The following is a 21,321-nucleotide window of genomic DNA, read 5'->3' on the forward strand; positions in this document are numbered from 1 at the left end:
TCACATTGTTCTTTTATGGCTTAATATCTTCGTTACGTATGGTCTTGGCATAAAAATTGTATTTCAACAAAAAAAGTATAAATTTTAACCCCAACTCCTTTATGGAAAATATAAATACTGATGACACCGCAACTTTACAAAATTTTGAAGGTATGGGCGCTACCTCTCACCCGGAAGGAGTGCATTATCGCGTTTGGGCTCCTAATGCCGAAAACGTTTCGGTTGTTGGAACGTTTAATAATTGGAACGACAAGGCCAGCCCGATGCAATCCGAAGAGAATGGAAATTGGAGCTTGTTAATAGAAAATTCAAAACAAGGTGATGAGTATAAATTTTCAATAAAAACGAAAAACGGAGTTTTGATGCGAAATGATCCTTACGCCTTAAAAGTTACAAACTCTGCTGGAAATAGCGTCGTATATGACCATTCAACTTTTGACTGGCAAGATTCAAATTATCAAATGCCGAGTTGGAACGAGGTTGTTATCTATGAACTTCACATTGGAACTTTCAATGTGAAAGAAGAAAATCACGTAGGCAATTTTTATACTGCCATAGAAAAGCTGGATTATCTTCAAGAACTCGGCATTAATGCTATTGAACTTATGCCAAGTTCTGAATTTCCGGGAGATCGCTCCTGGGGATATAATCCTTCCAATCCTTTTGCAATTGAATCAGATTACGGCGGGCCAGAAGGGCTGAAAGCTTTTGTGAAAGCTGCTCATGAGCATGGTATTGCGGTGATACTCGATGTGGTTTACAATCACTTTGGTCCATCAGACCTTGATTTATGGCAATTTGACGGCTGGTCTGAAAACGGCGGCGGCGGGATTTATTTTTACAACGACTGGAAGGCCGAAACGCCATGGGGCGGCACACGTCCTGATTTTGGCCGCGGTGAGGTGAGACAATATATTCACGATAATGCCTTAATGTGGTTGAGAGACTACCGCATCGATGGTCTAAGGATGGATATGGTTGTTTACATAAGAAATGTTAAAGCAGATGGAAATCCGGGAAATGACCTGAAAGACGGGATTTCTCTGATGCAATGGATTAACAAAGATATCAAGGAACAATTTCCGAACAGAATAACGATTGCAGAGGACATGCATTCACTTGATTTTGTAACAAACTCTGTGGAAAACGGCGGGATGGGTTATGGTTCTCAATGGGATGCTGAATTTGTACATTCTGTTCGTGATGCAGTCATTACTGCCAATGACCAGAACAGAGATATGCCAAGTGTTGTTGACGCCATTACAAGCAGGTATAACACGGATTCTTTCCAGCGAATCATTTATACAGAATCTCATGATGAAGTTTCGAATGGCCAGGCCAGAGTTGCGGAAGAAATTGCGGATGGCGATGTAAATAACTGGTATTCAAAAAAACGTGCTGCACTCGGCGTTGCACTGGTTATGACCTCACCCGGAATTCCAATGATTTTCCAGGGCCAACCACTTTTGGAGGATAAATGGTTTTCAGACAGCGATCCGATCGACTGGTCGAGACTTGAAAAATTCACGGGATTTGCTAATTTACACAGAGATTTGATTCATTTGCGCAGGAATTGGTTTGGTGTAACAGAAGGTTTACAAGGCCAGGATGTTCAGATCATCCGTGCTGATAACGACAAGAAAGTAATTGTGATGCACCGTTACAAAGATGGAGGACCAAAAGATAGCGTAATCGTTGTTCTTAATTTTTCAACTGAAACTTTCGACGATTATAAAGTTGGTTTTCCAAGAGAAGGTTCGTGGAAACTTCGTTTTAACAGCGATAAGGGAGATTACGATTCTGATTTTTCAAATCTTGGCGTTTTTGATATTGATACTATGAAAGGTGAGTTCGATGGTCTGCATCAGTTTGTTTCATTACAAATTCCACCTTACACAGCCCTGATTTATTCACAGGAAGATTGATTTTTGAATGCGTATACAAGCAAAAAGGCTTCCCAAAAGGAAGCCTTTTTTTATCTGATTATACTGAATAACCTCTTCCAACGAATTTTGCTTATAAAACTCTCAGGATCAGGATCAATAGACATCCATACAAATACCGCTTTTCCGACAATATGGTCTTTGGGAACTAGTCCCCAATATCTTGAATCCGCTGAGTTATGACGGTTATCACCCATCATAAAATAATAATCCTGTTTGAAAGTATAGCCATCAAGCTCTTTCTCTTGTTGAAATATCTTTCCGTCTTTAAAAACGACGTTGTGATTGCCCTCATAATTCCGGATTACTTCAGCATAAAAAGCACTATTTTCTGGTGTTAACTTAACTGTCAGTCCTTTTTTAGGAATAATAATAGGCCCGTAATTATCTTTATTCCAATCAAGTAAATCTGAATTCGGATACACATTTGATTCACGAATCCCTTTTGCTAAAACCATCATATCAATGTGTTTTACAAAGTCGTATCCTTTTAATTTTAAAGCAGTTCCTGCTGTTGTTTTCACTATATAGCCGGATTCATCATTATTTGTCAGCGTATCGTCGTGTGTTTCTGTATAAGACGAAAATTCTGTGATACCATTCTTTTTGAAAATATTCGTTTCATTAATAGCCGTAGTGACAGCCATAAAATACTCATTCTGCATTTCAGGCGGGTTTTCGCTTTTTAGGCCATTTACATATACCTGGGCATTTCTAATTTCAAATCTGTCACCAGCTCCGGCAACGCATCTTTTGATATAATTGGTCCTTAAATCGATCGGATATGGTTTCAAATTTGGCAAAACTGCATCGTAGTTTTTATATAGATCAGGATGTTCTACCGGTAAATTAAACACTACGACATCTCCTTTTTTTACCTCCGAAAAACCGGGCAATCTGAACTGAGGCAATGAAATCCAATCAAGGTAAGAGGGAATTTCGGTTCCCCATATTTTTTGATGCGTTAACGGCATTTGCAAAGGTGTAACCGGCGTGCGGGTACCATAGTGTAATTTGCTCACAAAAAGATAATCACCAACAAGAAGCGTATGTTCCATTGACGAAGACGGAATCACAAATGCTTCGAAGAAAAACCAGCGGATAAGTGTTGCCGCGATCACAGCGAATAAAACGGAATCAAACCACTCACGGATGGCTGATTTTTTCTTTGGTATTTTGGGAGAATTTAAAGTATCCTTTTGAACTGTACTGATCATGGCTATAAATTTTTGCTCTGCAATATTGCATTTTTAATTCATAACAAACAAACAGATATATATAATTTTACTATATATAATAAAAAATTAATCTGCCTAACTAAAAAGGGAGAAAATATACATGACTGCATATCTTCTCCCTTTCAAATTTTTTTTCTTTTTCTTTTAATTGATAATGCGGAACAATCTGCTCCAGCGGATTTTACCAAAAAAGCTTGTCGGTGCCGGATCGATAGACATCCAGACAAATACCGCTTTCCCAACGATATGATCTTTTGGCACAAAACCCCAATAACGTGAATCCGCTGAGTTGTGGCGGTTGTCTCCCATCATGAAATAATAATCCTGCCCAAAAGTGTAGCTCGTAATTACTTTACCATCCACTTTAACCGTATTATTATCGATCTCAACCTTATCATTACCTTCATAGCTTTTTATCACAGTACCGTACAAAGCCACATTTTCAGGCGTTAATTGTACAGTCATTCCTTTGGCTGGAATTGTGATGGGCCCGTAGTTATCACGGTTCCATTTGAACAAAGGCGAATTCGGATACAACATCGGTTCACTGATCTCTTTGGAAGCCTTAACCACAGTTACTCCTTTAACGAAATCGTATTGTTTCAATTTTGCAGCCAATTCAACGGTTGTATAAACCAGATAACCCGGCTGATCATTTGTTGAAATAGTATCATTAAATGTTTCAACATAAGAATTGAATTCAGAAATACCATTATCCTTAAAAACCTTCGCTTCGTTTACGCTCGTAGAAGTTGCTACGAAATATTCATTTTCCATCCGTGGCGGATTTTCAACAGCTTTTCCATTAGCAAAAACCTGAAGATCACGAACTTCCAGTTTATCTCCGGGAAGGCCCATACATCTTTTGATATAATTGGTTTTAAGATCAACCGGATGCTGCAATTCAGGTGGGTAATTAAATACCACCACGTCACCGCGTTTCACATCACTAAAACCTGGCAGGCGAAATGAAGGTAATTGAACTGCGTCTGTATACGAAGGAATATTGGTTCCCCAGATTGTCTGGTGTGTTAATGGAACCTGTATCGGCGTTTTTGGAGTACGTGTTCCGTAATGTAATTTACTCACGAACAAAAAATCACCAACCAAAAGACTATTCTCCATGGATGGAGTTGGAATCGTAAAAGCTTCAAAAAACAACCAACGGATCAAGGTCGCAGCAATTACCGCAAAAAGAACAGAGTCAAACCATTCACGTACAGCAGATTTTTTCTTTGAAGAACTAGGGGTTTTTCCCTGATTAAAAGCCATGTTTTATTCTAATTGAGAGTTACAGTAATATCAGTCTAAATTTTCAAAAGATCGTCCATTCCAAAAACACCTTGTTTGCCTGGCAGCCATTCCGCAGAAATTACGGCGCCTAATGCGAAACCCGCCCTGCTATGAGCCGTATGCGCAATTTCAATTTTATCTACCTCGGATTCATAACGGATAATATGGGTGCCGGGCACTTCCCCTTCTCTTTCTGCTCTGATCTGAATCAAACCACCCTCTTGTTCCGGCGCTAATGTCCACCCTTTAATACTGCTATCCTCAGCAATCACGCCTTCAGCAAGCGTAATTGCAGTTCCGCTTGGTGCATCAAGTTTATGAATATGGTGAATTTCCGTCATGGAAGCCTTGTAGCCGTGGCCGTTCATCAAATGAGCCAACTGACGGTTAAGACGGAAAAACAAATTAACACCAATGCTATAATTTGATGCGTAGAAAAACGCACCTTTTTCCGACTGGCATAATGATTCAATTTCTGAACGATGTTCAAGCCAGCCCGTTGTGCCGCAAACAATTGGCCAACCTTTTTTCAGGCAATACGTAATGTTATCATAAGCAGCTTCCGGAGAACTAAATTCAATGGCAACATCTACATCCGCTTTTTCAAGCTGGTTCATTTCGCTGCGATTGCTGAGATCTATTTTTCCAACAATACTATGTCCTCTTTCCAGGGCAATCTTCTCGATTGTTTTCCCCATTTTCCCGTAACCCAGCAACAATATTTTCATTGTAAAAACTTAAATTTCAATCTATACTTAACTCTTATTGTTTCCGCCTGTGCAAGTTAAAAACCAAACTCACGCCTGGCGTAGGCAATGTCATATTAGGCTGTTGAATTTTCGGAGAAACTTTCATGCTGATATCCTCCGACAAGTCAAAAGTTTTCAAATGTGCTGCCACATTTGCTTCTATAATTGACAAAGCGTATAAAGCGACGGTAAACACTATGGCCGTTTCTTTATATCGTCGATAGGTATTTTTCTCACGTTTTACCTGGTCAATCGTTAACCTCAACGAATCAACTTGCTTTCCATTCAAAACACCTCCGCGATAGAATATTGGTAACCGTGAATCCGCTGTCAAACCTGTTTTTATCTTGCCATAATTAGTGCTTGAAGGATCCAGATCGTAAAACGTTTTATACCCTTTCAAAAAATCATGGTAACGTACATTCCAGTAAAGTGCCGTCCAGGTCCCCCCGGCAAAAGCTGCGTAAACCAACGGAACTTTCCAATAATCCCGGTTATAAATCTGCCCCGACCCCGGTATTAAAGCTGCAAGTTTTGTAGCCCTTCCCGGATTTGGAATAAATTTCTTTTTCTCAACCGCAATCTGTGGTTTTACGGAATCTCCCTGGATAAAAGCGGTGCTGTCAAAAACAACAGTTTTTTCAGGTTTCTTCCTTTCCTTCTCCTCAACCTTTCCTGTCTTCTGGGCACTTACCTTACCTGCGATAAGAATAAACATCCCAATCCAAAACCACTTTTTCAAGCCTTATTATCGAATTTTAATGTTTCCAAAATCTTCTTTAATTCATCCTGCGATTCAAAAGGGATCTTGATTTCCCCCTTATGATCATCGCTGCTTTTCACAGAAACCTTTGCACCAAAAAATGAAGACAATTGGAATTGCAGTGATTTTATTTCCTGGTTGAGTGTTACCGGTTTTTTCGTTTCAAAAGACATACTGCTCATCATACCAAGCTTGCGTACTTCTTCTTCCACTTTACGAACGGACCAGCCTTCTTCAATAATTTTATTGAAAATCTTTAACTGTATCTGATCACTGTTGATAGTAATTATCGCCCGTGCATGCCCCATACTGATACGATTATCGCGCAAAGCAGCCTGAATAACGGGAGGTAATTTCAGAAGACGAATATAATTATTCACAGTCGTTCTGTTTTTACCAACACGTACGCCCAGCTCTTCCTGTTTCAGATTACATTCCAAAATCAGGCGCTGATAACTCAGTGCAATTTCTATCGAGTTAAGATTTTCGCGCTGGATATTTTCTATAAGTGCCATTTCCAGCATTTGCTGGTCATTAGCCGTACGCACATAAGCAGGAATACGTACCATCCCAAGAGACCGAGAGGCCTGAAGACGTCTTTCTCCCGAGATCAACTGGTACTGATCCTGACCCAGCTGCCGAACCGTAATAGGCTGGATAATTCCCTGAACACGAATAGAATCCGCAAGTTCCTGAAGTGCTTCCTGGTCAAATTTGGTCCTCGGCTGATAAGGATTGGCCTCAATCTGATCCAGATCAATTTCATTCATCGAGCCGACCGCATCAACGGATGAAGGCCGCGAACTAGGACGCGAATTATTACCCTTATCCGAGTCCTGAAGCAACGCTCCCAAACCACGGCCGAGACCTGTCATTTTTTTATTTTTATTGCTAGTTTCCATTCTGCGCTATGATCTCCCCTAAAATACAATGAATCAATTTACTCCCTGATGTGTATCTGTTGAAAGCAGTCCGTTTTTGGTAAGAATTTCTCTTGCCAGATTTAAATAACTGATAGCACCTTTACTGTCTGCATCCTGAGCCAAAACGGGAATACCATAACTTGGCGATTCACTTAAACGTATGTTTCGGGGGATGATCGTATTAAAAACCAGTGATTCGAAGTGACTGGTAACTTCATTAACAACCTGATTTGACAAACGTAAACGCAGGTCATACATTGTTAATAAAATACCTTCTATCGCTAGGTTCGTATTCAGCCGGGACTGGATGATCGTGATCGTATTAAGAAGTTTGCCCAGACCTTCCAATGCGAAATATTCGCACTGAACCGGCACAATCACAGAATCTGCCGCTGTTAAACTATTGATCGTTATTAGACCCAGTGAAGGTGAACAGTCAATAATAATGAAATCATAATCATCCTTAACTTCCGCAATCGCATCTTTCATACGATGCTCACGGTTTTTAAGATTTATCATTTCAATCTCTGCTCCCACCAGGTCAATATGCGACGGCAAAAGATTAAGATTAGGGAAATCTGTTTCCAGAATCACCTCGCCCGTTCTCACATCTTCGACCATGCACTCGTAGATACTGTTTTCCATTTCCTGCGGATTAAATCCAAGTCCGGATGTGGAATTTGCCTGCGGATCTGCATCAATAATAAGTGTACGAAACTCTAACGCTGCCAAACTTGCAGCAAGATTAATTGCGGTGGTAGTCTTACCTACTCCGCCTTTTTGGTTTGCAATTGCAATTACTTTGCCCATGAATTTTTGAATTACCAATGCCAAATTTCAATTATTCAGAGCAAACCACCAAAAAATGTTCCACGGAGTTTGAATAAAAAGTATTTACATCCTCAATATCAATAAATTAACCAATATTAATATTTGTTAAAATTTGGAATAAAGGTCATAAAACCCAATGTTTCACGCCCAAACCTGTGTTCCCTCAGTACAATTTTTACACATTTCAATCTCGGAACGTGACCGGATTAATGAAGCGCGGAAGTCATTATATTTTTTACCACGCCAAAGCTGCCGGAAGCTTGTCTTCTTCATATCGCCCAGTTGGTATTCGGCATCCTTATCAAAACAACAGGGAACAACGCCCCCATCCCAGGTAATCACACAGGAATGCCACATTTTCCAGCAATGGTCTACAAATTTATTTTTGATAGAGAAACGGCCGCCTTCCTGTTTTTCATAACGGGAATATTTATCGATTGTAGGAATAAGATCATTTCCTTCTTCGTAATCATAAATCTGTGCAGTTTTCAAACCAACCTCATCCACACCCATTTCTTCTGCCAATCTTTTTACATCTTCAATCTGATGTTCGTTAGGCTTAACTACCAAAAACTGGAAAATAACATGTGGCGTGCTTGATTTAAGCTCCTTTTTCCATTTGATAATATTGCGGGTTCCTTCTAACACTTTTTCAAGATTACCGCCAATTCTATACTGCTCATAAGTTTCCTGAGTTGTTCCGTCAATAGAAATAATCAAACGATCCAAACCAGACTCAACGGTTTTACGCGCTTTTTCATCATTTAAATAATGCGCATTGGTGGAAGTCGCTGTATAAATTCCTTTGTCATGCGCATACTGAACCAGCTCAAAAAATTTAGGATGAAGATAAGGTTCTCCCTGAAAATAAAATATCAGGTATAACAAGGTATCGGCTAATTCGTCGATGGTTTTCTTGTAAAGTTTTTCTTCCATCATACCCGTTGGCCGGGTGAAAGAACGCAATCCGCTCGGACATTCCGGACAGCGTAGATTGCAGGAAGTTGTGGGTTCAAATGAGATAGCAATCGGCATACCCCAGTGAACGGGCTGGCCTGTTGTTTTGGAATAAAAATAACTGCTTAATATCTGAATGGCATTCCACGCACGTCTCGGCGTTACCTTAGACATCAGGTTTAAACCATCTTTAAAATTTTTGTTCATTTTGTTGATTTTTGGCCGTCGAACTTCAAAAAATTTGCGGCTTAATAATAGTAAAAAGTATTTTCCCGGCTCCGTATCTGCTTTTCTTAACGAACTGAAATACCTGTTGAGTACTTTATTTCCGAAATTACAAAATAGCTGCTGATGTGCAACACACTTTTTAGGGCAGAAAGTTTATGCTGGTAAAACTGATTGTAAGCTTCACCATCTTCAACAACCACTTTTAGCATATAATCGAAGTTACCAGAGACTACCGAACATTCCAAAACTTCGGACATATCTACAATGGCCTTGTTGAAATCTTCAAAACTTTCCCGTTTCTGTTTGTCAAGGGTAATATTACAATAAACAACCAGAGATTTCCCAAGCTTTCTCCGGTTTAACAAACAAACATATTTATCGATAAACCCTTCACGTTCAAGCTTTCTGATACGATCATGTACGGGCGTTACAGACAGATTTATTCTGCTTGCAATTTCTTTCATGGTGAATTGAGAATTCTCCTGAAGCAGTTCCAGTATTCGTTTATCCGTCAGATCAAGTTGCATGAAAAGTATTTTTTTGTCGAAAATGAATATTTCTGTACAAATGAAAGAATTAATTTCTTCCCTGAAATCCTTAAACAGTTTTTTTTTCTGAATTTCGATTAAACAAAAGAAAGTTTTTCCCTGATCTGGTATTTTTACAATTGTATTTATAAAACAACCGTTTTTCAAATCAAACTCTTATTACTATGATTATCGGCGTTCCGAAAGAAATTAAAAATAACGAAAACCGCGTGGCTGTTACGCCTGCCGGAATTACTGAATTCCGCAAACATGGACATACCATTTACGTGCAGACAGAAGCGGGAAAGGGAAGTGGATTTTCAGACGAACAATATACCGAAGCTGGCGCAACTATTCTTTCAACAATTGAAGAAGTATACGCCATTGCTGAAATGATCATTAAAGTAAAAGAGCCTATTGAAAGTGAATATGCTTTGATCAAAGAAGATCAGTTATTATTTACCTATTTCCACTTTGCATCCTCCGAGCCGCTTACAAACGCGATGATCGAACGCAAAGCGGTTTGTTTAGCCTACGAAACGGTAGAAAGAACAGACAGAAGCTTGCCTCTACTCATTCCAATGAGCGAAGTGGCGGGACGCATGGCTGTTCAGGAAGGTGCGAAATATCTTGAAAAACCAATGGGCGGATTCGGAATTCTGCTTGGCGGTGTTGCCGGTGTTAAACCCGCAAATGTTTTGGTTCTGGGTGGTGGAATTGTAGGAACCCAGGCTGCGAAAATGGCGGCAGGTTTAGGTGCTAATGTAACGATTGTAGATATCAGCCTTGCACGTCTTCGTTACCTTGAAGACATTATGCCTGCGAATGTTGATACTGTAATGTCAAACGAATATAATATTCGCGATCTTGTAAAAAGCTCTATCCTTATTATCGGTGGTGTATTAATTCCTGGTGCAAAAGCTCCTTCATTGATCACACGTGATATGTTGAAGTTAATGAAACCGGGTACAGTAATGGTTGACGTGGCGATTGACCAGGGAGGTTGTTTCGAAACTTCTCACGCTACCACGCACGAAGATCCTATTTATGAAGTAGATGGCGTTGTGCATTATTGTGTAGCCAACATGCCAGGTGCGGTTCCCTATACTTCCACACTAGCGCTTACAAACGCTACGCTGCCTTATGCCTTGTTATTAGCTAATAAAGGCTGGAAAGAAGCTTGTGCAAGTAACGAAGAATTGAAAAAAGGACTTAACGTAGTAAACGGAAAAATCGTTTTCAAAGGTGTTTCGGACGCTTGGAACCTACCATATACAGAAGTGAGCGAAGTACTTTAATATAACATTTGAATCCAGAAAGCCGGATCGAAAATTTCGATCCGGCTTTTCTTTTTATAATCCGAAATTTTTAGAAATACCGAATCCTGCGCCACTGCCAAAGTTCAGACCGAAACTGCTGCTTTTATTTTCACCCTTAACCTTGCTTGAAGAAAAGCCAAGGCTTCCAAAGTTGAAATTCAACGCAAAACCGTTTTTAAGATTAACACCGATAGCCGGAAAAATAGTTGATTCAAAACCGTTCATCTTAACGCCAGCTGTTTTGCCAGACAGGAAGTTTGTATTCAACTGTCCGTAAACTGCAAAAATGTCGGACAAAGGATAAGCATAACGAATGAACGGACCTGCACCGAATGATGTCGTTTTGATTTCGGGTGAACCCGTTTTAGCAGACGTTGTTTTTAGATTCACCCCACCTGTCCAGTGATCGTTCCACTGATACCCCACGGCCGGTGTGAAAGAAAAACTGTTTGTTTTTACATCCGCTGAGGACTTTGAACTGTTAATTCCCAGCCCTCCATAAACTAAAATAGAATTACTTTGAGCCTGTGCAGCGATGCCCGCCAATGCGAACATCATGCTAAAAAAAACTTTTTTCATGATGCAATGTATATAGTTGTGAAATTTCAAGTCACCAACTTTGGTGATTTGTTCCTTTATACGGGCTAAATACAAAAAAGTAACTATCTGAAAAATTCGCGAAGAAAGCCTTCTGAGGCTATCAGGGATACTATTTTAATTTCTTTGTTAAACAGGTTAAATTTTATTTCTGAAAATATTACAATTATTTTTCCCCTACTTATTGATTGTTCAAATATTTTTTGTACTTTTGTAAAAAATTAGAACGAACATCCGTTCGCTTCTCTGCTTCATACACGGTTCGGCGATTTATTTTAGCGCCACCAACCTTTAAAACGCCTGGTTGGTTTTTACCCGTTTCGTCATGCAGAGCCCCACGGATGTCTTGTGGTGGGCTTAGCGCAATCCCTTAAATTTAAATTACTGACAGTCATCAGCGTTGTTGTACCAAACCGGTTTTTCGCGGTTTACTTTAACAATCAGACATGATTTCAAATTGTGCAGGTTTTCAATATTGTATTTGATATTCGTCATGAAGGATATTGGATTGATATTGCTGGCAACCTACTGACTTCTAATTCTTAAAAATCATTTTTAAAGAATTTAACAATAACAAGATAGATGACTACTGAAACAATTGAGACAATTGAAGATTTTGAGACCTTCGCTGATTTAGGACTCTCAGAAAACATCCTTAAAGCCTTAACTGAAATGGGGTTCACCAAACCCTCACCAATACAAGCGCAAGGTATCCCTGCTGTTATGCAAGGATCTGACGTAATTGGTCAGGCTCAAACGGGAACCGGAAAAACTGCTGCATTTGGAATACCTGTACTTGAACGTATTGACACATCTAGCAATGCTGTTCAGGCACTTATACTTTGCCCTACAAGAGAATTAGCTGTACAGGTTTCTGAAGAAATCGGAAGACTTGCTAAATTTCAACGTGGAATTAAAATTGAAGCTATATACGGTGGTGATTCTATTGATCGCCAGATACGTTCATTGAAAAAAGGTGTTCATATTGTTGTAGGAACTCCTGGCCGTGTAATGGATCACATGCAGCGTCGTACTTTGAAATTTGACGAAGTGCGTATGATGGTTCTTGACGAAGCGGATGAAATGCTTGACATGGGTTTCCGTGAAGATATTGAAAGCATTTTGGCTGACATGCCAGAAGATCGCCAGACGATCCTTTTCTCGGCTACAATGTCTAAGCCAATTATGTCGATCACAAAACGCTTCCTTAACGATCCGATTTTGATTAAAGTAGTTCGTAACGAACTTACTAACGTCAACATCGAACAGGTTTGTTTTGAAGTAAAACCTCAGGCGAAAGTTGAAGTAATGACTCGTCTGATTGATATGTACCATTTGAAATCACTTCTTGTATTTTGTAACACAAAACGCAAAGTGGACGAAATCGTTGAAGAATTACAACTTCGCGGTTACGCATCAGAAGGTATCCATGGTGACTTGCGCCAGCAACAACGTAGCAATGTAATGAGCAAATTCAAGGCAGGTGTTACTACCATCCTTGTTGCGACTGACGTAGCTGCACGTGGTATCGACGTAAGCGGACTTGATGGGGTAATTAACTTCGACATTCCTTTGGACGAAGAGTATTACGTACACCGTATCGGCCGTACAGGTCGTGCCGGTATGTCCGGAAAAGCTTTCTCATTGGTTGCACGTGATGAAAAATTCCGTATCAAAACCATTGAAAACTATACAAAAGTAAAAATCGAAAAAGGCGTTATTCCTTCTTACGAAGATATCGTTGGTGTTCGTAAAGCTCGTTTTGTAGAAAGTATTTCTGCTTCAATTCAGGAAGGCGATACAGATCTTTATGAAGATGTATTAGAAATGTTGCGTCACAGCGGTTTCTCTACTGAACAAATCGTGGCAGCTCTTGCTAAACAAATTATGGGTGTTCAGAAAAACGAATATTCAGACAGCAATTTGGCATGGGAAGAAAGACGTGGCGGAGAAGGTCGTCGTGAAGGCGGAAGTGACCGTTTCGAACGTCGTTCATCTGGCGGATCAACTGGCGGACGTTTTGACAGAGGTTCTCGTGATGGCGGAAGCCGTGAAGGGGATCGTCGCGGACCAAGCAGCGGTGGTGACCGTTTTCCAAGAGAACGCAGCAGCAGCGAATCACGTGCACCACGTGAACGTGATGGTGAAGCAAAACGTACAGCAGCACCAGAACCTGGCATGACTCGTTTGTTCCTAAGTCTTGGACGTAAAGATCATATCATGCCTCGTGATATCGTTGGAGCAATTGCCGGAGAAGCAAACATTCCCGGTAAAACCATAGGAGCTATTGATATTTATGACAAATTCACTTTTGTTGATGTTCCGGAACGTGATGCACGCACAGTATTACGTGCCATGGATGGTAACACAATCAAAGGAAAAGCGGTACAGATTGATATTGCAAAATAATCAGTCGGACTTCTGACACCATATATGAATTGAAAAGGGACTTGTAAAAGAGTCCCTTTTTTTGTTACTTTTCCAAATGGAAAATAATGAAAAACCGGAAGTCTGGCTCTGTGGGCCGCTTCCCAACATACCTTCCCTTTTGCAGCCCGCAGCTCATGCACTTTTGCAGGCGCAGGAAGAAATTAATAAACTCGGCCAAAATTTCCCTTCTGATTTATTATGGGTTAAACCTGCCGGATTAGCTTCTGTTGGTTTTCATATGCAACATCTTGCAGGTGTGCTTGACAGGCTTCTTACCTATGCACGAGGCGAATCTCTTTCTAATGAACAACTGGAATATTTAAAACAAGAAAGTAAATCACCCTTTCCCGGTTGTAGTTTTAATGATTTATTACAAAATCTGAACCGCCAGTTTACGATTTCAATCTTTCAAATTGAACGGACTGACTCTTTAACACTTTTGGAAGTTAGAACAGTTGGCCGTGCGCAAATTCCATCTACACATTTGGGTTTAATATTCCATGCTGCTGAGCATACGATGCGGCATTTGGGACAATTATTAGTCACTATCAAATTTCTCGAATCAGATACTTTTAAAAATATCAAAAGTTAAAACGTTCGCCGCCAAACATTTTCGAATTCATTATTTGTATTATCGAGTAGTTCACATTGCACTTTATCTTTTTTAAGTGTTTATTTCCGAACTAATTTAAATTGATATGCAATTCTTAAAATCTACTTTGCTTTTCTGTTTACTCGCCTCCTGCGCTTTATCAGCTTCGGCACAAAATGCGCCGGAAGACAAATCCGGATGGAAACTTGGCTCCCAATCCTATACATTCCGCCTTTTTACTTTTGCAGAAGCGCTGAAAAAAATTGATAGCTGCGGTTTAAAATATGTTGAAGCATTTCCAGGCCAAAAACTGGGAGGCGGCGTGGAAGGTAATATGGATTTTAAAATGGACGCTGCAAAGCGCCAGGAAGTAAAAGCGCTTCTGAAAAAATACGGCATTACACTGACCGCTTTTGGTGTTGTAAATGCCAAGGATGAGGAAGAATGGAAAACGCTTTTCGAATTCGCAAAAGATATGGGAATTCTGAATATTGATACCGAGCCGAAACCTGAGCAATTCGCTTACATTGCCCCACTTGCAGATAAGTATAAAATTAACGTAGCACTTCACAATCACCCGAAACCGTCACATTACTGGTCTCCGGATTCTGTGCTTAAATATGCGGCAAAAAGTAAATTCATCGGTTCTTGTTCAGATATTGGCCACTGGGTACGGTCCGGTTTGGATCCGGTCGCTTGTTTGAAAAAATTAAACGGTCACGTTCTCGGGTTACACTTTAAAGATGTGGTAAAAGATACGCCAGACGGAAAATATCATGACGTAGTTTGGGGAAAAGGTGACAGCAAGGTAGATGGCGTTATCGCGGAACTAAAACGTCAGAAATTTAAAGGCCCTATCTCGGTTGAATATGAATATCATTGGGAAAATAATGGCCCGGAGGTTGCTGAAAGCGTTAAATATTTCAGGGCTACTTTTCAAAAAGTGAAATAAAACGGCCCAAAAGCCAGTTTAAAAATTGAATAAATTATTACCTTTTCATATTAACAACAGCATTTATGACTTATAACCGCCGGTTATTTTTAAAATCAGCAGGAGCCGCAGCCGCTGGCTCATTGGTTTTGACACTTGCGTCTTGCGGAGGATCAAAAGAAAAATCTTCTGAAAGTACTGACTCTACGGGTGTTGCAGCCACAGAAGGTGCAGGAGCTCCGTCAATTCCCGATTTTGGATTACAATTATATAGCGTACGCGACATTATTGGTGCAGATCCAAAAGGGGTATTAAAACAAATCGCAGGTTTTGGATACAAAAAAATTGAAAGTTATGCCGGCGATAAAGGTTTCTTATGGGGGATGACGCCAAAAGAATATAAAGCTTACATGGATGAGTTGGGCATTGTTACCGTGAGTACACATGCCGATACAACCAAAGATCTTGAAAAAATCGCCACAGAAGCTAAGGAAGCCGGTTTGTCTTATATTTTACAGCCTTACATTGGTCCGCAAAAAACGCTGGATGAATGGAAAAAACGAGCAGAAGAATTCAATAAGCGAGGAGAAATCTGTAATAAGGTGGGTATCAAATTTGGATATCATAACCATGACTACTCGTTCAAAGAACTGGATGGAAAAATTCCGCAGGAAATTCTTCTGGATGGAACAGATAAATCGCTCGTTCACTTTGAGCTGGACCTGATGTGGATCGTTGCTGCAAAGGCAGATGCCGCCGCACATTTGAAAAAATATGCAGGCCGTTACGAACTTTGCCATATCAAAGACCTTGTCAGCAATCCGGAAAACCACTCAACGGACTTGGGTAAAGGAGAAATCGACTTTGCAAGTCTTCTAAAAGTAGCTTCGGACAGTGGAGTAACCCAATTCATTGTAGAACAAGAAGAATATCCGGGACCAGTACTGACAAGTATCGGCAATGATGCAGAGTATATGAAAAAACTGGTTTTCAAATCATAATACTTTACTGATCACTTTCTGATCTGATATTCAGAAGTCGCCGCCACCAGCTTTGCTGTTCGGCGGCTTCTGTTTTTTTATCCTTATCGTCAAAAGAAAAGTTCGAGATTTCTTTTAAATCCGGTTGTCCTGCATTTATCCAACAGGTAAACCACAGATCACTCACCATCTCAATTGAATTTTTCATTTGCATTTCCACTTGTCCTTTCAATTTCAAATGATATTGTTTTGAGAATTCCTCGGAATAAGTTCTTACCAAAAGATTGTTCCGCAACTCATAACTAAATTTCTTATCCGTTTCGAAAGATTCGGTAAGTTCCTTTTCAAACAGAAAAACCGAATCACTGGCTAAATGTGCCCGATTTACTGAAAACCAGATCTGATCCGTCAGGTTTTCTATGTATTTCGCTTCTCCCAGCCATAAGTCGTAATCCTTCGCATAAAGCTCAGGTAACCTTGATTCCCATAATCCGTGAATACCTTCCTGTTTGGTAAGTTGCCCGTTGTAATTTCTCGTCGTATGCAAGGGAACATTAGAATCTGCAACATAATGGCCAAGATCAGCAGAGATCCTGAGTATCCGTTTAGGATCTCTGTCTTTGAAAGCTTCGGTTAACTGAAATGCAGCTGTTTGAACATACCAGGGTACGATACCATGTTTTCTTAAACTATCCTCTCCTATTTTTTTTACTGCCGCTGGCCAATAATGCGGTAGTTTTTGTAATGCACTATCACCGTAAACATCCAGGTCAATGAAATGCCTTTCTGCTTCGCCGACCACTGCATATCTGCGGCGATCGGGATTTACTGCATTTTCCGTCAGGTAATCAATATGCTTTTTGTAGAAATACTGCATATCAACAGGTAATCTATAAACTGCTAATCTGTTAATTCGTTTGTGTGCCCAAAATCCCCAGGTTGAAGAAAAACCTTTCTGTTGTCCTAAAAAAAACGCCAACAGAAAGAAAATCAGCTCTTTTTTTAAAAAAAAGTGATTTTTTTTTAAAAATATCTTACCAAAATGACGATCGGTTTCCATAGATAATTTGGGAATCAGAAAACAAGCTCTAAATCCTATTTATACTTGGTTTTGCAAAAAAAGTAACCCGCATCGGTTTTTGACAAACCTATTTTCCAGCTTTTTACATTTTTTTTTGAACTCCATCCATTTATCAAATCACCAATGTAAATTTTGAAAAAATATTGTAAAAAAATACTTCCAAATAAAATATTGTCAATGCAAATTTCACATAGTATATATTTTAAAAAACACCCAAAAAACAATATTATTAATATTATTTAAAGAAATAATACAATTTAAAATAATTGTTTTACATTTGTTTATCAATAAGAAATGACTGTAACAAAGTCCCCAAAAGATGAGAACTAAAAATAAAACAATAGGATATTTAGTACCGGTTTTTATGCTAAGCGTATTTATGCTTATCATTTATGGAGCTTACGTTCCTCACAAACCAGCTGAAACGCAGCGCATCGTTTGTATCAAATTTAAAGCTGGTACAACAAGCGCAGAGATGGAAAAAGAAATGCGTGATTTTGCAGTTTTGAAAAACAATGTGAAAGACGTAGTTGCTTATTCAGCTGGCAGAGTTCAAAAAAACGATGGAAACAAAAGTGAATACGATGTGATTCATTATTTGACTTTCCGTACAGATGAAGCTGCGAAACAATATGCTTCTAACGCGTATCGCAGTGACTTTGTTAAAAGCAATGAGTCCCACTGGGACAAAGTATTGGAGATGAATTCCGATATCGAAAAGTAATTATTTAATAGTAATAGGAGTGAAAATTATTAAAAAGAGCCGGGTTTCCCGGCTCTTTTTTTTCTTTTATTCACTACCAGTTTATTGTCTTCAATCCATTTTCTTCAAGGTAGGCATTTGCCTTGCTGAAATGTTTTGTTCCAAACCATCCGCCATAATTCGCGGCCATTGGGGAAGGATGTTTCGCTTTCAAAACGTAATGTTTGCTTTCATCTATTACTTTTCCTTTATCCTGGGCGTATTTACCCCAAAGCATAAAAACGACATTTTTCTTTTCATCAGACACACATTTGATAACGGCGTCTGTAAATTGTTCCCAACCTTTCCCCTGATGCGAACCTGCTTTTGCGGCTTCAACGGTTAAAGTAGAATTTAATAACAAAACTCCTTGTGAAGCCCAACGTTCAAGATTTCCCGTAGGCGGGATTGGTTTTCCAAGATCATCTTTTATTTCTTTGAAAATATTAAGCAGCGATGGCGGCATTCTTACACCATCATTTACCGAAAAACATAGTCCGTTTGCCTGTCCTAAACCGTGATATGGATCCTGTCCCAAAATCACTACTTCACAATCATCAAAACTGCAATAGTTAAAAGCGTTGAAAATCTGTTTGGCAGGCGGAAATATCTGTTTGGTCGCATACTCACTTTTTACAAAATCTGTGACCGTGGCAAAATAAGGTTTTTCAAATTCAGCCGCCAGTCGCTTTTTCCAAGACTCTTCTATTTTAACATCCATATTTTTATTATTAATTAAAATCCAAATTAATTGATTTTTGATTTGCTTTTATCAGTAAATGATGACTATTTTCGTTTATATTGAAGTTTGACAAAATACATACCAAAATTTTTGTTGATCAAGATATTCAACACTATCCTCAATCCGTATGGTTTCGAAAGTGACAGATGGCGTAAAAGTCACAGTATTGACAGAATATCAGCCTGATTACTCAAATCCAAGGCAGGATCACTATGTATTTACCTACAAGATTCTTATTGAAAACCATAGTGAACACACCGTAAAATTATTACGCAGACATTGGCTTATTTATGATGCAAACGGAACAGTGCGCGAAGTAGAGGGCGAAGGAATTGTAGGATTGCAACCGGTTTTAGAACCTGGTGATATCCATGACTATGTTTCCGGATGTAATTTGCGTACAGATCTGGGCAAAATGGCCGGCACTTATTTAATGGAGCGCGTACTGGATGGTCGTCAGTTTCGTGTTATTATTCCTGCTTTTGCTCTGGTAGTTCCTTACCGTTTAAACTGACGAACCTTAATTTTTTGCAGTGCGTTGTGCTGCTAATAATTCATTAAAATTTCTTCAATTGATTACTGCTTATTTTAAGTACCTTTTTCGTTCAGGAAATGAACATTCCATTCACTCTCCTTTTCTTTTTGATTTATATACCAAGGTCATAAAAGATAAGAACGAAAAGCATCCTGACTATTCTGCTTTAAAGTTATTAAGAAAAGAGCTGCTTGCTTCCAACGAAGAAATTGAGATTCTGGATCTCGGTGCCGGATCGCGTATAAACAAATCTAATCTTAGAAAAATAAAAACGATTGCTAAAAATGCGGAAAAGCCTGAAAAGTTTGGGAAGCTTTTTCATCGTTTGATTCGTCATTTCCAACCCGAAAGTTTGCTGGAATTAGGTACATCGCTTGGCCTTACCACACTTTACATGGCGAAAGCCAAACCTGATTCACAGATTATTTCATTTGAAGGATGCCCGGAAACTGCCAACATAGCTTTGCGCAATTTCAAAAAGTCGGGTTCAAAAAATATAGAAATAATTCTGGGAAATATTGATGAAACATTGCCAGCTAATCTGAAAAAATTTACTGACGGATTGGATTACGCCTATTTCGATGCCAATCATCGCTACGAGCCGACTGTGAGATATTTTGAAGATTGTCTTCCTTATGCAAAAAACGATTCCGTTTTTATTTTTGATGATATTTATTGGTCCGAAGAAATGACACAGGCCTGGGAATATATCAAGGCTCATCCTCAGGTGACGCTCACTGTTGATTTATTCTGGATCGGGCTCGTATTTTTCAGAAAAGAACAGGTTAAGGAAGATTTTGTATTAAGATTTTAAAAGCAAGATGTTTAATTGAATTGTTTTCTCCCACACGCTTCTCTTACAATTTCGTGGATAAATCGTAGTTTCTCTTTAATTGAACGGCTTATTACAAACGGATATAGATCACGCAGACCCATACTGCGGTTAAGGCTGTTCATAGCAAAAGTCAGTGGAAGCCACATATCAATAATCTCATCAAAATTGGTGACGGTATAAGGATCAACAAAGGAAGTGTTCATATCATCTTCCGGCCTCACTACACGTGGCCTGACGTTCAGCCCAAAAGAATCAGCCGTTTCCAGCGTATCAACAATGTGCATATAATGTGCCCACGTTTCTGCCCAGTCTTCCCATGGGTGCGCACTTGCGTATTTACTAATAAATTGTTTTTTCCATATTTTTGAGGAATTATTTGAATAATACTGTTGCAAGGCGAAACCATAATCTGCTCTTTCGTCGCCAAAAAGATTTCTAAAAAGGAATAATTTATTTGTCCTTCCAATTAAAACGTCCCAGTAATAATGTCCGATTTCATGTCTAAAATGACCAAGTAAGGTTCTGTACACTTCATCCATCTGATTTCTGGACATTTCCCGATAAATATCATCAGCCTCTGCTATATTGATGGTTATCAAACCATTATCATGTCCGGTGAGAATTCGCTTACCATCGGTAGAATTTCTGTCAGATAGAAAATCAAACATGATTCCTCCGGGCCCGTAAGAATTTTTACTTTTTACTTCCAAACCAAACCTCAGCAAAGAATGAATAAGCCTGCGCTTGGCTGTTTCAACCCGGTACCATTTATCGTAATCATTCTTTTGTCCTAAATAAGGAATGGTTCTGTTCAATTCACAAGCTACACAAAAAGGAGAATTGCTGCCAGATGGTACCAGCCAGTTGCAAACATTGTGTCCATGATTCTGGCAATATTTATAAGAGCTCAGATTTCCGTTTTGATTGATAAGCCTGAATGATTTATTATTTTCTGGTTTAAGTGCATAGAGTTTAAGCTCCTGCGTTTCGAAGCCCAGGGAAGAGTGGCAATGCTGACAATAAATATTTTCAAAATAAACGGCATGACCGCAATTACTGCATTTAAATAACTTCATACTTTACTA

Annotated in this window: 21 protein-coding genes; 9 read left to right on the plus strand and 12 right to left on the minus strand. The window is 39.3% G+C overall.

Features of this window, described 5'->3' with window-relative positions:
* Window positions 1-101 precede the first annotated feature (101 nt).
* The gene (locus FDK13_RS20830; RefSeq protein WP_137341949.1) at window positions 102-1,925 is read left to right on the plus strand and encodes an alpha-amylase family glycosyl hydrolase; all 1,824 of its coding nucleotides are present in this window, start codon (window positions 102-104) and stop codon (window positions 1,923-1,925) included.
* Between the two features lie 50 nt (window positions 1,926-1,975).
* On the opposite strand, the gene lepB (FDK13_RS20835) is transcribed toward FDK13_RS20830, so the two are convergent.
* The 8 genes from lepB (FDK13_RS20835) to FDK13_RS20870 all read right to left on the minus strand — a co-directional run bounded on the left by lepB (FDK13_RS20835) (window position 1,976) and on the right by FDK13_RS20870 (window position 9,452).
* On the minus strand, window positions 1,976-3,160 hold the full coding sequence (gene lepB / locus FDK13_RS20835) for a signal peptidase I (protein ID WP_137341950.1): 1,185 nt from the start codon (window positions 3,158-3,160) through the stop codon (window positions 1,976-1,978).
* A gap of 165 nt (window positions 3,161-3,325) precedes the next feature.
* On the minus strand, window positions 3,326-4,453 hold the full coding sequence (gene lepB, locus FDK13_RS20840; protein ID WP_137341951.1) for a signal peptidase I: 1,128 nt from the start codon (window positions 4,451-4,453) through the stop codon (window positions 3,326-3,328).
* 35 nt (window positions 4,454-4,488) lie between these two features.
* Window positions 4,489-5,202 carry a 4-hydroxy-tetrahydrodipicolinate reductase gene (gene dapB / locus FDK13_RS20845; RefSeq protein WP_137341952.1) on the minus strand — a complete coding sequence of 238 codons (714 nt, stop codon included), beginning with the start codon at window positions 5,200-5,202 and terminating at the stop codon, window positions 4,489-4,491.
* 34 nt (window positions 5,203-5,236) lie between these two features.
* On the minus strand, window positions 5,237-5,965 hold the full coding sequence (locus tag FDK13_RS20850) for a DUF5683 domain-containing protein (protein WP_137341953.1): 729 nt from the start codon (window positions 5,963-5,965) through the stop codon (window positions 5,237-5,239).
* On the minus strand, window positions 5,962-6,888 hold the full coding sequence (locus tag FDK13_RS20855) for a ParB/RepB/Spo0J family partition protein (protein WP_137341954.1): 927 nt from the start codon (window positions 6,886-6,888) through the stop codon (window positions 5,962-5,964). The genes FDK13_RS20850 and FDK13_RS20855 overlap by 4 nt, the downstream gene beginning before the upstream one ends.
* 33 nt (window positions 6,889-6,921) lie before the next feature.
* The gene (locus tag FDK13_RS20860) at window positions 6,922-7,719 is read right to left on the minus strand and encodes a ParA family protein (protein ID WP_137341955.1); all 798 of its coding nucleotides are present in this window, start codon (window positions 7,717-7,719) and stop codon (window positions 6,922-6,924) included.
* A 162-nt stretch (window positions 7,720-7,881) separates the two neighbouring features.
* On the minus strand, window positions 7,882-8,904 hold the full coding sequence (locus FDK13_RS20865; RefSeq protein WP_137341956.1) for an SPASM domain-containing protein: 1,023 nt from the start codon (window positions 8,902-8,904) through the stop codon (window positions 7,882-7,884).
* An 86-nt stretch (window positions 8,905-8,990) separates the two neighbouring features.
* A complete protein-coding gene (locus FDK13_RS20870; protein WP_137341957.1) occupies window positions 8,991-9,452 on the minus strand; it encodes an Lrp/AsnC family transcriptional regulator in 462 nt (153 codons plus the stop codon).
* Window positions 9,453-9,637: 185 nt separating this feature from the next.
* On the opposite strand from FDK13_RS20870, the gene ald reads away from it, so the two are divergent.
* Window positions 9,638-10,750 carry an alanine dehydrogenase gene (gene ald / locus FDK13_RS20875; protein WP_137341958.1) on the plus strand — a complete coding sequence of 371 codons (1,113 nt, stop codon included), beginning with the start codon at window positions 9,638-9,640 and terminating at the stop codon, window positions 10,748-10,750.
* A 54-nt stretch (window positions 10,751-10,804) separates the two neighbouring features.
* On the opposite strand, the gene FDK13_RS20880 is transcribed toward ald, so the two are convergent.
* A complete protein-coding gene (locus FDK13_RS20880; RefSeq protein WP_137341959.1) occupies window positions 10,805-11,350 on the minus strand; it encodes an outer membrane beta-barrel protein in 546 nt (181 codons plus the stop codon).
* A 600-nt stretch (window positions 11,351-11,950) separates the two neighbouring features.
* On the opposite strand from FDK13_RS20880, the gene FDK13_RS20885 reads away from it, so the two are divergent.
* The 4 genes from FDK13_RS20885 to FDK13_RS20900 all read left to right on the plus strand — a co-directional run bounded on the left by FDK13_RS20885 (window position 11,951) and on the right by FDK13_RS20900 (window position 16,322).
* Window positions 11,951-13,777 carry a DEAD/DEAH box helicase gene (locus FDK13_RS20885; protein ID WP_137341960.1) on the plus strand — a complete coding sequence of 609 codons (1,827 nt, stop codon included), beginning with the start codon at window positions 11,951-11,953 and terminating at the stop codon, window positions 13,775-13,777.
* A 76-nt stretch (window positions 13,778-13,853) separates the two neighbouring features.
* Window positions 13,854-14,390 (plus strand): DinB family protein, encoded by a 537-nt coding sequence (locus tag FDK13_RS20890; RefSeq protein ID WP_137341961.1) that lies wholly within the window; start codon window positions 13,854-13,856, stop codon window positions 14,388-14,390.
* A 106-nt stretch (window positions 14,391-14,496) separates the two neighbouring features.
* Entirely contained in the window at window positions 14,497-15,342 is an 846-nt protein-coding gene (locus FDK13_RS20895; RefSeq protein WP_137341962.1) for a sugar phosphate isomerase/epimerase family protein, read from the plus strand.
* A 65-nt stretch (window positions 15,343-15,407) separates the two neighbouring features.
* The gene (locus tag FDK13_RS20900) at window positions 15,408-16,322 is read left to right on the plus strand and encodes a sugar phosphate isomerase/epimerase family protein (RefSeq protein WP_137341963.1); all 915 of its coding nucleotides are present in this window, start codon (window positions 15,408-15,410) and stop codon (window positions 16,320-16,322) included.
* A gap of 4 nt (window positions 16,323-16,326) precedes the next feature.
* On the opposite strand, the gene FDK13_RS20905 is transcribed toward FDK13_RS20900, so the two are convergent.
* Window positions 16,327-17,361 (minus strand): zinc dependent phospholipase C family protein, encoded by a 1,035-nt coding sequence (locus FDK13_RS20905; protein WP_137341964.1) that lies wholly within the window; start codon window positions 17,359-17,361, stop codon window positions 16,327-16,329.
* A 340-nt stretch (window positions 17,362-17,701) separates the two neighbouring features.
* Here FDK13_RS20905 and FDK13_RS20910 point away from each other — a divergent pair, with 340 nt between their 5' ends.
* Window positions 17,702-18,106: a Dabb family protein gene (locus FDK13_RS20910; protein ID WP_229216144.1), complete on the plus strand. Its 405-nt coding sequence runs from the start codon at window positions 17,702-17,704 to the stop codon at window positions 18,104-18,106.
* Window positions 18,107-18,179: 73 nt separating this feature from the next.
* On the opposite strand, the gene ung is transcribed toward FDK13_RS20910, so the two are convergent.
* The gene (gene ung, locus FDK13_RS20915) at window positions 18,180-18,845 is read right to left on the minus strand and encodes a uracil-DNA glycosylase (RefSeq protein ID WP_137341965.1); all 666 of its coding nucleotides are present in this window, start codon (window positions 18,843-18,845) and stop codon (window positions 18,180-18,182) included.
* A 148-nt stretch (window positions 18,846-18,993) separates the two neighbouring features.
* On the opposite strand from ung, the gene apaG reads away from it, so the two are divergent.
* Together apaG and FDK13_RS20925 are read left to right on the plus strand one after the other, a co-directional pair.
* Window positions 18,994-19,380: a Co2+/Mg2+ efflux facilitator ApaG/CorD gene (gene apaG, locus FDK13_RS20920; RefSeq protein ID WP_137341966.1), complete on the plus strand. Its 387-nt coding sequence runs from the start codon at window positions 18,994-18,996 to the stop codon at window positions 19,378-19,380.
* Between the two features lie 58 nt (window positions 19,381-19,438).
* The gene (locus tag FDK13_RS20925) at window positions 19,439-20,215 is read left to right on the plus strand and encodes an O-methyltransferase (RefSeq protein ID WP_137341967.1); all 777 of its coding nucleotides are present in this window, start codon (window positions 19,439-19,441) and stop codon (window positions 20,213-20,215) included.
* A gap of 11 nt (window positions 20,216-20,226) precedes the next feature.
* On the opposite strand, the gene FDK13_RS20930 is transcribed toward FDK13_RS20925, so the two are convergent.
* Window positions 20,227-21,312 carry a zinc-binding metallopeptidase family protein gene (locus FDK13_RS20930; protein WP_137341968.1) on the minus strand — a complete coding sequence of 362 codons (1,086 nt, stop codon included), beginning with the start codon at window positions 21,310-21,312 and terminating at the stop codon, window positions 20,227-20,229.
* Between the last annotated feature and the right edge of the window lie 9 nt (window positions 21,313-21,321).

The organism is Dyadobacter frigoris (genome assembly GCF_005280585.1).
GTDB classification, from domain to species: Bacteria; Bacteroidota; Bacteroidia; order Cytophagales; family Spirosomataceae; genus Dyadobacter; species Dyadobacter frigoris.